Genomic DNA, 13002 nt, shown 5'->3' with positions numbered 1-13002 from the left:
CGGCGCACCCCTTCCGCGCGGACGGGGGTCAGGCCGAGGCGTCGTCCAGCAGGGCGGTCTGCGCCGGGGTGAGCTCCAGCGCGGCGGCGGCCAGCAGCGGCGGGAGCTGGTCGACGGTGCGGGCGCTGGCGATCGGGGCGGCGACCGTCGGCCGGGCGGCGAGCCAGGCCAGGGCGACGGTGGCGAGTTCGACGTCGTGCTCGGCGGCCACGGTGTCGAGCGCCTCCAGCACCTTGGGGCCGCGCGGGTCGTCCAGGTAGCGGCCGGCGCCCTCGGCGCGGGCGCTGGTCACCGCGGCGCCGCCCGGGCGGTACTTGCCGGTGAGGAAGCCGGAGGCCAGCGCGTAGTACGGCACGGTGGCGAGGCCGTGCGCGGCGACCACGTCGGCCAGTGGTCCCTCGAAGGTGCCGCGGGAGACCAGGTTGTAGTGCGGCTGGACGGCGGTGTACGCGGCCAGGCCCTCGCGCTCGGCGAAGGCGAGCGCCTCGGCGAGCCGGTCGGCGCCGATGTTGGAGGCGGCGACGGCGCGCACCTTGCCCTCGCGCACCAGTGCGTCCAGGGCGGTGACGAACTCCTCGACCGGGGTGTCGTCGTCCTGGTGGGTGTAGTAGAGGTCGATGTGGTCGACGCCGAGGCGGCGCAGCGAGCCCTCGGCCGAGGCCTTGATGTTGGCCGCGCTCAGTCCGCGCGCCTCGGGGTGCAGGCCGACCTTGGTCGCGACGACGACGGAGTCGCGGTTGCCGCGGGCGCGCAGCCACTTCCCGATGATGGCCTCGGACTCGCCGCCGGTGTTGCCCGGCACCCAGGAGGAGTAGGTGTCGGCGGTGTCGACGAAGTTGCCGCCGGCCGCGGCGTAGGCGTCGAGGACGGCGAAGGACTCGGCCTCGTCGGCGGTCCAGCCGAAGACGTTGCCGCCGAGGGAGAGCGGGAACACCGAGAGCTCGGAGCTGCCGAGCTGCACGTAACGGGGGGCGTCGCTGCGGGAATCGGTCATGGTCCGAGTCAACCCGATCAACCGGGTGGGCATTCCGTGAACGAGGCGGACTTCACACGCCCGTCGCACGTCCGTAGTGCGGAGACCGGGTGTCGGGGTGGTCCGCGGATTCGTTAGAGTCCCTGCCATGGCTGACAACGAGTACGACCCCGCAGGCAGCACCCAGATGTTCCGGGCCTTCGTCGAGGAGACCCCGGCACCCCAGGCCCCGGGCTCCGTGAACACCTACGGCGGCAACAACGGCAGCAGCCGCACCGGTCTGATCGCGGTGATCGCCGTGGTCGCCCTCGCGGTGCTGGGTGCCGTCGTCTGGCTGGCCGTCAAGTAACCTCCGCGTCCGAACGACCGGCGGTCCGGCGGCCCGTGGGCGCCGGACCCGGCCTCCTCAGCAGGGCTTGCGCCAGGCGTCCAGTTCCAGCTTCTTCTGCATCGAGCTGAAGCCCAGTGCCTTGGTGCGGGCGCAGAACTTCTCGGTGCCCAGCTTGTACTCGACGTGGAAGACCGCCTTGCCCGCCTGGATGAAGGGGGAGAGGCGGGCGCACTCGTCGAACTGCGCGCACTCCTCGTTCACGGCGAAGTCGAAGTCGTCCAGCAGTGCCGGGACCTGCTCCAGGTCGTTCTTCAGACCGATCGCCAGGCCGCGTTCGTGGGCGAGCCCGGCGAGCATCCGGTTGTAGCGGAGCTGGTCGTCCGCGGTCAGCGGGAAGCCGCTGTTCTGGTTGTAGGCCTCGATGGTGTCGGGTTCGACCGCGTCGAAGCCCTTCTGCCGGCACATGTCGAAGCGGGCCGCCATGAGGGGCCGCAGCTGGTCGATCTTGCGGATGTCGAACCACTTCTCGCCCTTCCAGCCGTTGCCCGAGCCCTGGAGGGCCTGGGCGAAGGCGGCGGCGTCGGGGCGGAAGTCCTCCCAGGAACCGGCGTTGATGTAGCAGATCACCTTGCGGCCCTTGGCGTGCAGGGCGGCGACCACGGAGGCGTCGGTCTCGAAGCCGTCGATGTCGTAGACCGGGACGTCGACCGACTGGTCGACGCCGCCGCCGAGTTGCCACTGCCAGGCGAGGCCGGGGGTGGGCTGCCAGCGGGCGCCGGTGGCGCCGGGCGTACCGGGGGTGCCCGGAGTGCCGGGCGCGCCGGGGGTGTTGGGCGTGCCCGGGGTGGCCGGGACGGCGGGTGTGCCGGGGGTGCCAGGGGTGCCGGGCGGGGCCGGGGGGCGGCCGGACGCGGTCGGCGAGCCCGGGACGGTGGGAGCGGACGGCGCGTCCGGTGTGCCGGGGGTGCCCGGCGAGTCCGGTGTGCTCGGTGTCCCCGGGGAGGCCGGTGCGGTGGCGGTACCCGGGACGGGCGCGGCGGTGGCCGCCGGGGGCGGGGCCGCGGTGGCGTCGGCCGAGGGGTCGTCCTCGTCGTCCGGGCCTGAGCTGCTGCACGACGTCGCCAGCAGCGCGGTGGCGGTGGCGAGGGCGAGGGCGGCCCACGCGGGCCGGGTACGGCGGGTCACGGTACGCGGACTCCGGATCGGGTCAGGGGGATTCGGTGAACGGCGGGGCGCCGGTGAGCTGGTGCGGCAGGGTGCTCCAGGGGTTCTCCCCGGCACCGGGCACCGCGCAGCCGACCCCGGCCCGGCGGGCGGCGATCAACGCGGCCGCCTCTCCCGCCAGTTCGGCCGGTACGTCGTAGACCAGGTGGCAGAACCGGGCGGCGGCGTGCCGGCCGGTCCACAGCGGCAGGGCGAGCGCCTGGTAGGCCGCCCAGTCGCCCTCGAAGGTGACCAGCAGGTCGGCCAGGCCGACCTCGGCGTACCCGGGGTCCGGGTGGTCGCCGTGGCCGAACGCCACGGTGGCGCAGCCGGCGGCCCGGGCCGCGGTGGCCAGGCGCCGGTAGTGCGGCAGTGCGCCGGGCGCGGCCGACACCTGGTCGAGGTAGACGCCGGAGATGCCGTGGCGCTGACGGTAGGTCAGGATGTCGTTCACCACGGCGGCGTGCGGCCGCCGGCCGTAGTCCGTGTCGGCGTAGCCGAGCAGCGGAAGACCGGCCTTGCGGAGCTTCTCGGCGGCGTCGGTGAAGACCTGGTCGGGCTCGCCCGGGCCGTCGGCGAGGTTGAGGACGACGGCGGCGACGCGCTTGGGGTCGGCGGCGGCGACCGCCTGCCAGGCCGCCGGGTCCACCGCGGGGTGGACGTACAGCGGCACCAGCAGGCGGCCGTCGGGGTGGGTGCCCCCGGTCATGCGGTGACCAGCGGTTCGGTGGAGAGCCACAGGTCGCGCAGCGTCTCGTCGAGTCCGGTCTCCGGGTGCCAGCCGAGCGCCCGGGCGGCGGCCGACACGTCGGCCTGCTGCCAGGAGACGGCCGCGGAGCGCTCGGAGCCGGCGCCGCTCTCGTCGATCCGCCCGGCGAAGCCGGCCGCCGCGACGAGGCCGTCGGCGATCGCCCGGACCGGCCGGGCCAGCCCGGAGGCCAGGTTGAGCACCCGGGGCAGCGGGCCCCGGGCGGTGACGGCGAGCGCGGCGGCGCGGGCGACATCCCGGGCGTCGACGAAGTCGCGGTGGGCCGAGAGGTCCCCGACCCGCACCACTCCGTCGGCGCCCTCGGGCGCGGCCCGGCGCAGCTCGGCGGCGAGCCGGCCGGGCAGCGAGCCGGCCGGGGCGCCGGGCCCGACCGGGTTGAACACCCGCAGCACCACGGCGTCCAGCGGCGAGCCGGCCACCGCGAGGGAGCCGGCCAGCTTGGTGGCGCCGTAGACGCCGACCGGGCGGGCGTCGGCGTCCTCGGTGAGCGAGCTGCCGGGGGCGCAGACGCCGTACTCGCCGGCCGAGCCGACGTGCACCAGCCGGGCCGCCGGGGCGCCCTGGCCGAGCGCCTCGCAGAGCACGGCCGGGCCGCGGGCGTTGACCTCGGCGAGCGTGACGGCGCTGCCGGAGACGGCGCCGGCGAGGTTGACCACCGCGTGCGGGGCGAGCGCGGCCAGGTCCTCGCCCAACGGGCCGGCCTGGGCGGTGGCCAGGTCGAGCCGCAGGTCGTGGTCGGGCCGCCGCCCGGCGGTCAGCACGGTGGTGCCGGGCAGGGCCCGCAGGGCGGTGGCGGCGTGCCGGCCGAGGAAGCCGTCGGCGCCGAGCAGCAGGATTCTCACGCGGCCCGTCCGTCGTTCTCGGGGCCGGCGGGGACCGTGGCCGCCGGCTGCCCGTCGGAGGCCTCGGGCGCGGTCCTGGCGGCGGGGATCGGCAGCCCCTGGCCGTTCGGAACCGCGTACAGGCCCTCCGCGGCGGCGGGGACGGTGCCGGCCGGCTCGCCCGGGAGCAGCAGCGAACGGTTGAGCGCGAACTCGGCGTTGGCCCGGTCGTAGTCGTCCGGGCGGCCGATGTCCAGCCAGTAGCCGTCGAACTCGTAGGCGGACGGCGGGGTCTGGGCCGCCAGCAGGTCCAGCACCAGCTCGTCGAAGCCGAGCGGCAGACCGGGGGTGTACTTGGCGAGCGCGGCGCGGGAGACGCCGTAGACGCCCATCGAGACCCGGTAGTCGATGCTCGGCTTCTCCTGGAAGCCGGTGATGGAGCCGGACTCGGTGGTCAGCACACCGAAGTCGATCTTCACCTGGCGGGCGTAGGTCGCGATGGTGAGCGGGGCCCCGGACGCCTCGTGGTGCTTGAGCACCCCGGCGAAGTCCAGGTCGGTGAGGACGTCGCCGTTCATCACCAGGAAGTTGTCCGGCAGCCGGTCCTGCAGGGTGAGCAGCGGACCGAGGGTGCCGAGCGGGCTGTCCTCGACCGCGTAGCCGACCCGCAGCCCCCACTGGGAGCCGTTGCCGACGTAGGCGCGGATGATGTGGCCGAGGTGGCCGATGGCCAGGGTGACGGTCTGGAAGCCCGCGGCGGCGAGCTGGCGCATCACGATCTCCAGGATCGCGTGCTGGTCGCCGATCGGGACGAGTGGCTTGGGAAGCGCGGTGGTGTACGGGCGGAGGCGTACGCCCTTACCGCCGGCGAGGATCACTGCGTGCATGGTGGTTCCCCCACGAAAGTCGGAACGACAGGGGCCTTCGGTGCCGGGAGCGGACGGAAGGCGGAGCCGGGTCAGACGTTGTAGATGTCGGTCTTGTAGCGGGCCAGGTTGGCCGGGTCGCGGAAGAACTCGATGGTCTGCTCCAGGCCCTCCTCCAGCGAGTACGCCGGGGCCCAGCCGGTGGCGGTGCGCAGCCGGGTGGCGTCCGCGACCAGGCGCATGACCTCGGAGTTGGCCGGGCGGATGCGCTGCTCGTCCTCCTTGACGGTGACGTCGACGCCCATCAGCTTGCCGACCAGGGAGACCAGGTCGCCGACCGAGATCTCGCCGCCGGTGCCGGCGTTGAAGGTCCTGCCGACCACGGTCTCGGCGGGGGCGGTACCGACCGTGCGGAAGGCCAGCGCGGTGTCCTTGACGAACATGAAGTCGCGGGTCGGGCGCAGGTCGCCGAGGGTGATCCCGGTCTCGCCGGCGGCGAGCTGGGCGATCACGGTCGGGATGACGGCGCGCATCGACTGGCGCGGGCCGAAGGTGTTGAACGGGCGCAGGGTGACGACCGGGGTCCCGAAGCTGGCGTGGTAGCTGTCGGCCAGCCGGTCCCCGCCGGCCTTGGAGGCGGCGTACGGGGACTGGGTGTTGATCGGGTGGTCCTCGGTGATCGGCACGGTCTGCGCGGTGCCGTAGGTCTCACTGGTCGAGGTGTGCACCAGGCGGGGGATCTCCAGGTGGCGCACGGCCTCCAGGACGTTCAGGGTGCCGGTGACGTTGGTGTCCACGTACGAGTGCGGGGCCCGGTAGGAGTACGGGATCGCGATCAGGGCGGCCAGGTGGTACACCGCCTCGGTGCCCTTGACCAGGCCGTTGACGGAGCCGGGGTCGCGGACGTCGCCGAGGACGATCTCGACCGAGTCCAGCACCTCCTTCGGGAGGGTCTCCAGCCAGCCGAACGACGAGAACGAGTTGTACTGGACCATCGCCCGGACCTGGTGGCCGTCGGCCACCAGGGTCTCGACGAGGTGGGAGCCGATGAACCCCTCGGCTCCGGTGACGGCGACGCTGCTCATGGTGATTCGCTTCCTGTGTTTTCGGGGGACGGGTCGTACGGGCCCGACCGGGTGGATCGACGGTGTGGTGACCCGGTCGGGTCGGTACGGGTGGTGCTGTCCGTCGGTGCTGATTCGGTGGTGCGCTGGTTCGGTGGTGCGCTGTTCAGCGGTCGGGCTGTACGGCGGTGCCGGTTCAGCGGTGCTTGGTGGTGCGGCCGAGCACGGGCCCGGCGGTGGCGGTGAGGACGGCGGCCGCGGCCCCGCAGCCGAACAGCTGCAGGACGGTCGGGTCCGCACCGGTCAGCAGTCCGGCGCACTCGGCGCCCGCGGCTGCCAGACAGATGAGGGCGGTGCTCCAGCTGAGCCCGAAGGCGTTCAGCAGCAGCGCCAGCCAGAGCGAGCCGCCGAGCAGCAGCAGCGCGCCGAGCTCCGGGACGCCCAGCGCGGGTGCGCCGGGCCAGAGCACGGTGGCGGCGGCGTCGAGGGCGGCCACGGTGGTGAGGTAGATGAACAGGCAGCCGAGCAGCACGCCGCCGGTGCGGCGGGCGAACTCGACCGGGGTGTGGCTGGTGCGCAGCGCGGCCACGGCCATCGCCCGGTAGCGGAAGAGCAGCCACTCGGCGAGGCCGAGGCTCAGCGTCAGGGCGATCATGGCCGGCCCGGTCGGGCTGGCCGAGGCGCCCTCGGCGCTGCCGGTGCGCACCGCCTGGTGGACGGTGACCCCGAGTCCGGCGATCAGGGTCAGGGTGCCGACCGAGAGTCCGAACAGCAGGTGCGGGACCTCCTTGTGCAGCGGCAGCCGCAGCGGGACGGGCTCCGCCTCGGCGCGCCGGCAGCTCAGCAGTTCCCGGGCGGCGAGCCCGACGGCCAGGCCGAGCGAGGCCAGCAGCACCCCGGTGCGGACGGCCTGCGGCACGTCGACGGCGAGCACCACGCCCGCGCCGAGCGCCGACGGTGCCAGCGCCAGCAGCAGGAACTTCTCCCGGCCGAGCACCAGCAGCACGGTGGCCGCCGCCAGGTAGGCGGACTGACCGGCGGCGAAGCAGAGCGCGCCCAGCGGTCCGCCGACCGCGTACCCGGCGGCGGCCGCGGTCAGCGCGCCGAGCGGTGCCCCGATCGCCAGGCAGGTCCCGGCCGAGCGGCGCCGGCCGCGGCCGAGCCAGGCGTACGCGCGGTGCGCCAGCGCCTGGTTCCACGACCAGCTGACCAGGGTCGCGACGGACAGCGCGAGCATGCCCGAGGGCAGGCCGAAGCGCATCCGGTCGGCGGCGAACAGGTTGGCGCCGAGCAGGTAGCCGAGGCCGGGCAGGGCGAACACCAGGCCGCGGACGACGCACCGCCAGGGGTCGGCCCGCCAGGGGTTGGCGAACTCGGCGCTCGGCCCGGGGTAGCGGCGCTCGACCCGTTCGAACAGCTCCTCGGCGACGGTGAAGGCGTCGGGGCGGCCGTAGAGCAGGCCCGCCTGTTCGTCGGAGAGGCCGTCGGACTCCAGGAAGGCCGCGATCTCGTAGGGGTGGACGGCGTCGGCGCAGATGTCCTGCAGCCGCTCGGCGAGTTCGTCCAGCGGGTCGGGGGAGAGGTCGAGCTGGTCCGTCTGCGGCCCGGAGCGCTGCGCGGGCAGCGTCGGGCGGCGCCGCTTCAGCGGCAGCACCCGCAGCTGGACGGTCTCGTCGGCCTCGTTGGGCACGAGACGCAGAGGCCCACTCATGCCGTCACCTCGCTGCGCTCGGAGAAGCCGGGATCCTGCTGCCAGTCCGGGTCCGGCGGGCCGTCGGTGACGGCGACCACGCCCTCGGGCAGCCAGCGGGAGGTGCCCAGCAGCTCGGTGTAGATGCCGCGGAAGCCGTCGATGTTCTGGCGGAGCGTGAACTGCTCGATCACCCGCAGCCGGGCCTGCTCGCCGAGCCGGGCCCGGCGCTCGGGGTCGCGCAGCAGCTCGATCGCCGCCGCGGCCATCGGCTCGGGCTCGCGCGGCGGGACGACCAGGCCGGTGTCGCCGACCGCCTCGCGCACGCCGCCGACGTCGGTCGAGACGGTGGCGCGGCCGCAGGACATCGCCTCGATCAGGGTGAACGGGAAGCCCTCGCTGATCGAGGAGAGCATCACCACGTTCCCGGCCGCGTAGGCGTCGGTGATGTCCGCGACCCGGCCCTCGAAGACCACCGCGTCGGCGGTGCCGAGTTCGGCGGCGAGGGCCTCGCACCGCTCGCGGTAGGCCTCGCCGCCCTTGGGGGTGCCGCCGAACAGCCGCAGCCGGGCCTCGGGTATCTCGCGCCGCACGATCGCGAACGCGCGGATCAGCGTTTCGAGGTCCTTGATCGGGTCGACCCGGCCGGCCCAGCTGAGCGTCGGGGTCTCGGGCTCCGGGCCGGCGGGCGGGAAGGCCGCCGGGTCGACGCCGTTGTAGACGGTGCGGATGTGCGTGGAGGGGGTGCCGCCGCGCTCCTCCCAGCGCCGGTTGTACCGGTTGCCGGGGGTGACCAGCGCGGCCCGCCGGTAGCTCTCCTCGGCGAGCATCCGGTAGAAGCCCAGCAGCAGCGCCTTGACCGGCCAGCGGTAGGGGCCGGTGCGGTAGCCGAGGTAGCGCTCGCGCAGGTAGATGCCGTGCTCGGTGAGGAGAAACGGTACGCCGAACTGCTGAGCGGATATCAGCCCCGGCAGGGTGGCCAGACCGCCGCTCGCGGCGTGCGCCACGCCGTCGCGCGGCGGCTCGACCGAGAGCGGGCGCAGCGCGTGCTCCAGCAGGTCGGTGGCGTTCAGCGCGTCGTGCATGGTCGGCCGGGAGACGGCCGTGGAGAGGTAGTCGCGGGTCCAGACGTGCTGGAGGGTGCGCAGCGCGCGCTCGCTGCGCAGCGCCGGGCTGAGCAGTCCGCGCCGGGCGAGGTCGGCGAAGCCGTACAGCTCGGTCCCGAAGTGGGTGGTGTAGACCGGGTCCAGGAGGGAGTGCAGGAACCGTTCGTAGGCGTTGAGGAAGCGGCGCATCTCCTTGCCGCGCGGTGCCTTCGCCTCCGAGGCCGGGCCCCACAGCGGGGCGGTGGTGACCGACCGCACGTTGGCGGGCAGTTCCCAGGCCAGTGGTTCGTGGCCGGTGCCGGTGACGGCGATGATGTCGAAGTCGACGTCCGGCATGCCTTGGACGAGCTGGTCGCACCAGACACTGACACCACCGTGCTGGTGCGGGTACGTCCCCTCGGTGAGCAGGGTGACGCGCATCTGTGTCCCCCCTCCTGTTCTTGCCTCAAGCTCCCGGCCGGGCGGGCCGGTTCGGGTGGTGCCGGTGGCGGCCGCCGCAGCGGTCCGCCACCGGGTTCACCTGTCTAGCGGTTGCCGGGCGAGCCGGCGGTCTTCCTGGCGGGTTCGGCCTTCCCCCCGGAGGCCTTGCCGTGCTGCTGCGGGGTGCCGCCGTGGCCGGCGGCCTTCCCGCCGGTGCCGCTCGCCGTACCCGCAGTCGTACCAGGAGCGGCGTCCTTGCCCGCAACCGGGGCCCCGCTGCCGGGGACCAGGGTCGGCGCGTCGGTGCGGTCGGTGTCGCCCGGGCCGGCCGGGACGGCGTCCGCGGTGCCCTGCGGGACGACCTTGGTGTCGGCCGGGGCCGGGGCCGGGACGGACTTGGCCGCGGCGCTCGGGCTGGTGCCGGCCGGCGCGGCCGGGGTGCCCGCGGCGGGCAGCGTCAGCTGGACGCCGCTCTGCAGCTGGCCGGGCTTGACCCAGCCGGAGAGCGAGCCCGCGTAGGCGGTGCCGAAGGCGGTGGTGCCGATCGCGAGCTGCTGGACGGTGCCGGTCGGCATGGTGGCCTGGACCTGGACGCCGGCCGGGGCGTTCACCCGGACGGTGTCGCCGATCCGGTAGGCGGTCACCTGGCCGGAGGCGACGGCCGTGCTCCAGGCTGCCCGCCGCTGGAACTCCTGGCCGATCTCCTTCTGCGCGAGGTTCACGACCGGGGTGTTGTCGGCGTGCAGCGACCGGTAGGTCGAGAGGATCTTCTCCAGCACCGGGTAGACGATCCGGTCCTCGGACAGGTTCGACTGGTGGATGAAGTGCGGCCGGGGGTCGTTGCTCAGCACGTGGCCGAGGTCGATCCTGGCCTCCAGCGGAACGATGTACGACTGGTAGCCGGTGTTGACGTCCAGCGGGGCCGGCAGGCAGGTGGAGTTGGCGTTGACCTCGCAGACGCCGCTGCCGCCGTTGGCGACGCTGGTGTAGATCCAGTTGTACTCGTCGGTCTCCTCCTTCGCCGTGGCGGCGTTGTAGAAGATGTTCATCGGGTAGCGCGGCACGGTCAGCGCGGAACCGACGGCCCGCTGGGCGGGCTCGCGGGAGGCGTCGCTGGCGGTCCACTTGACCCCGTTGGCGGCCAGCGCGGGAGCCAGGTACGGGTTGTCGCTGGTCTCCTGCGGGGCGGTCAGCAGGCCGGAGTGCTCGCCGGTGACCAGCTCGGTCTTGTCGAGCTGCAGGCCGCGGGCGGCCGCCCAGTCCAGGTTGGTCTTGATCTGGGAGTTGATGGTGGCCTGGTCGATCCAGACCGTGCTGCCCGAGGTGGTCTTGGTGCACTTCCACGGGACCACCGAGACGTCCTGGAGGCAGCCCAGGTACGGGTGGGTGTAGGTGTGGTTGATCCACCGGTAGCTGGTCTGGTCGGCGACCATCCGGTCGACCACCGGGTCGGTGGTGGTCTCGTGGTCGGACTTCCAGTCCTCGCTGCCGCCGCCGTTGAACACCATGTCCATGGTGAAGTCGTGGTCGAGCTGCCACTGCTTGGCGTACTCGGCGTCGGCGACCGTCATCCGGATCGGGTTGGCGGTCTCCGGGGTGCCGGGCGGGCAGGTGACGTCGCCGGGGGTGCACTTGAGCACCGTGTCCCAGCGGTCGTCGGCGAGGAAGACGTCGTCGACGTGGGCCGCGAAGTAGTTGCGGTCGTAGCCCAGGTGGACGCCCTGGGTTATCCAGTCGACTATGCCGCGGGCCAGCAGGCGGTACTGCTGCTGGTACTGGTTGTAGACGAAGGTGACGACCAGTTCCTTGCGGCCGGCGTGCTGGTACTCGCCGACCAGCGAGCCCTTGGCGGTGCTGTTCGGGATCGGCACCTCGACCAGCGGGGTGAAGCTGGAGCCGGCCGGCAGGGTGGCCAGCGGGGTGGCCAGGTAGCCGTAGCTCTCCGAGACGGTCGGGTCGTTGTCCTCGAACGGGACGCTGCCCTTGAGGTAGTCGAACGGTCCGCTCAGGCCGGCCGTGGTGACCTGGCCCTGGAAGCCGTCCAGGGTCCCCATGTAGCCCGGGTTGACCGCCCAGTTCAGGCCGACGTCGGGACGGGCGTAGGTGTAGGCGTCGACCTGGCGGACGCCGAACGCGGCCTCGTACGCGGCGATCGCGGTCATCTCCGCGGAGCCTGCGGCGAACGGGTTGTCGTTCGGCAGCACGATGCCCTGGTACTTGCCGCGCGGCTGCCCGTTCAGCGTGTCGCTGAGGAAGGCGGCGTCGATCACCGGGCGGTTGGCGTCGTTGAGGTCGACGAGCTTGTACGGCGTGCCCTGGCTCTTGAGCTCGGCGGCGATCGCGGCCGTGGCCGGCCCGCCGTCGCTGATCACCAGGACGGTGAGATCGATCCGGGGCGTGGCGGTGTCGGCGTGTGCGAGGGACGACTGCAGGCCTCCGGCCAGCAGAACGGCTGCCGCGCACGCGGCAACTCTCCGGGTCGCTCGACCCATGATGTCTTTCCTCCCCTGGGCAGGGCGCTCCGCTGCCGGCGTTCACCTGCCCCGTAGCTGTTCGCGGGCAGCAGGCTGCCCGGCGCCCATCCTGATGGAACTCCCGTGGCAGGAGGGGCCGAATGGGCAGGAGTGCAGCGAATCTGTTACCAACGTTCATGGTCGGGCCATGAGGGCGCTGATTGTGGCCGAAACCGCGTCGACTGCGCAAATAATGAATTAAAAATTAAAACCCGGAACCTAGCGTTACCGCTGCTCACCCATCGTGCGATCCGATGGATGAACCGGACCCTACACTGGCGGCGTTGCCCGTGACACTCTTGCACATCCTGCCGTTTTGGTGGGCAGGTTCATGCAATATCGCTCAGGGTTGTGCAACGTCACCGTCCGAATATCCAATGGAGGCCGTCGAGTGACCGAGCAGCAGACCGAAACCGCCGCAATTCCGGCCGCCCGCAGCCTGGGTCTGCTCGGTGCCGTCAACGCCCGTGACCTGGGTGGCTATCGCACGGCGGACGGGCTGGCGCTCCGGGCCGGCGTCGCCCTGCGCAGCGACGGCCTCAGCCGGCTCACCGACGAGGATCTCGGACGGCTGACCGGTCTGGGTCTGCGGCGGATCGTCGACCTGCGCAGCCCGGAAGAGGTCCGCGAGGCGGGTGCGGACCGCATCGCCGACGGTGTGGTGCTCCATCAGCTCCCGGTGTTCGCCGCCGACTTCGACATCTTCGCGACGCTGCGCGAGGCGATGGCCGACCGTGATCCGCGCAAGCAGCGCGCCCTGCTCGGGGGTGGCCGCGCGGACGCGATGATGACCGGCCTCTACCGTTGGTTCGTCACCGACCGGGTCGCGCGCGAACGGTTCGCCGGCGTGCTGCGCCTGCTGGCCGATCCGGGCGGCGCGCCGCTGCTGTTCCACTGCTCGGCCGGAAAGGACCGCACCGGCTGGACGGCGGCCGTGCTGCTGACCGCCCTCGGGGTGGAGCGGGAGACGGTGGTCGCGGACTACCTGCTCACCAACGAGCGCTCCGCCGCCGTCGTCGAGGCGGTCCTGGAGGGCTTCCGGGCCGGTGGTCTGATGCACGAGCCGGAGCTGCTGCTTCCGGTGTTCCGGGCCGAACGCCGTTACCTGGAAGCGGCCTTCGCGGAGGTCGAGGCCGGCTGGCCGGACTTCGGGGCGTTCTGGGCCGACGGCCTCGGGCTGGACGAGGCCGTGCTGGCCGGGCTGCGGGCCAATCTGCTGGCACCCTGAGGCAGCCCCCGGAGCGGT

10 protein-coding genes and 1 pseudogene are annotated in these 13002 nt (G+C 73.1%); 2 read left to right on the top strand and 9 right to left on the bottom strand.

What is annotated here, in order from left to right; translation table 11 throughout:
* Window positions 1-28: 28 nt before the first annotated feature.
* Window positions 29-994: an aldo/keto reductase gene (locus ABT093_RS02125; protein WP_350558984.1), complete on the bottom strand. Its 966-nt coding sequence runs from the start codon at window positions 992-994 to the stop codon at window positions 29-31.
* A gap of 127 nt (window positions 995-1121) precedes the next feature.
* On the opposite strand from ABT093_RS02125, the gene ABT093_RS02120 reads away from it, so the two are divergent.
* Window positions 1122-1322, top strand: coding sequence for a hypothetical protein (locus ABT093_RS02120; protein ID WP_350558981.1), 201 nt, complete (start codon window positions 1122-1124; stop codon window positions 1320-1322).
* A 57-nt stretch (window positions 1323-1379) separates the two neighbouring features.
* Here the strand turns inward: ABT093_RS02120 and ABT093_RS02115 are convergent, their stop codons facing one another.
* From ABT093_RS02115 to ABT093_RS02080, 8 genes and pseudogenes are all read right to left on the bottom strand, one after another.
* The gene (locus tag ABT093_RS02115; RefSeq protein WP_502884106.1) at window positions 1380-2429 is read right to left on the bottom strand and encodes an endo alpha-1,4 polygalactosaminidase; all 1050 of its coding nucleotides are present in this window, start codon (window positions 2427-2429) and stop codon (window positions 1380-1382) included.
* An 82-nt stretch (window positions 2430-2511) separates the two neighbouring features.
* Window positions 2512-3216 carry a spherulation-specific family 4 protein gene (locus tag ABT093_RS02110; RefSeq protein WP_350558975.1) on the bottom strand — a complete coding sequence of 235 codons (705 nt, stop codon included), beginning with the start codon at window positions 3214-3216 and terminating at the stop codon, window positions 2512-2514.
* A complete protein-coding gene (locus ABT093_RS02105; protein WP_350558972.1) occupies window positions 3213-4118 on the bottom strand; it encodes an NAD-dependent epimerase/dehydratase family protein in 906 nt (301 codons plus the stop codon). Before ABT093_RS02105 ends, ABT093_RS02110 begins: the two co-directional genes overlap by 4 nt.
* 158 nt (window positions 4119-4276) lie before the next feature.
* Window positions 4277-4984 (bottom strand): annotated as a pseudogene (locus ABT093_RS02100) (nucleotidyltransferase family protein); the annotation flags it as partial.
* A gap of 71 nt (window positions 4985-5055) precedes the next feature.
* Window positions 5056-6048 (bottom strand): SDR family NAD(P)-dependent oxidoreductase, encoded by a 993-nt coding sequence (locus ABT093_RS02095; RefSeq protein WP_350558969.1) that lies wholly within the window; start codon window positions 6046-6048, stop codon window positions 5056-5058.
* Between the two features lie 175 nt (window positions 6049-6223).
* Window positions 6224-7738, bottom strand: a complete 1515-nt coding sequence (locus ABT093_RS02090; protein WP_350558966.1) for a hypothetical protein — start codon at window positions 7736-7738, stop codon at window positions 6224-6226.
* Complete coding sequence (gene pelF, locus ABT093_RS02085) at window positions 7735-9243, bottom strand: GT4 family glycosyltransferase PelF (RefSeq protein ID WP_350558963.1); 1509 nt, start codon at window positions 9241-9243, stop codon at window positions 7735-7737. The genes ABT093_RS02090 and pelF overlap by 4 nt, the downstream gene beginning before the upstream one ends.
* A 104-nt stretch (window positions 9244-9347) precedes the next feature.
* Window positions 9348-11735: a hypothetical protein gene (locus tag ABT093_RS02080; protein ID WP_350558960.1), complete on the bottom strand. Its 2388-nt coding sequence runs from the start codon at window positions 11733-11735 to the stop codon at window positions 9348-9350.
* 412 nt (window positions 11736-12147) lie between these two features.
* On the opposite strand from ABT093_RS02080, the gene ABT093_RS02075 reads away from it, so the two are divergent.
* Window positions 12148-12984, top strand: a complete 837-nt coding sequence (locus ABT093_RS02075; RefSeq protein ID WP_350558957.1) for a tyrosine-protein phosphatase — start codon at window positions 12148-12150, stop codon at window positions 12982-12984.
* Window positions 12985-13002 lie beyond the last annotated feature (18 nt).

The sequence above is a fragment of the Kitasatospora sp. NPDC002551 genome (genome assembly GCF_040296005.1).
Taxonomy (GTDB): Bacteria; Actinomycetota; Actinomycetes; order Streptomycetales; family Streptomycetaceae; genus Kitasatospora.
The sequence above is the reverse complement of the archived record's forward strand: the minus strand, read 5'-3'. Positions and strand labels throughout refer to the sequence as shown.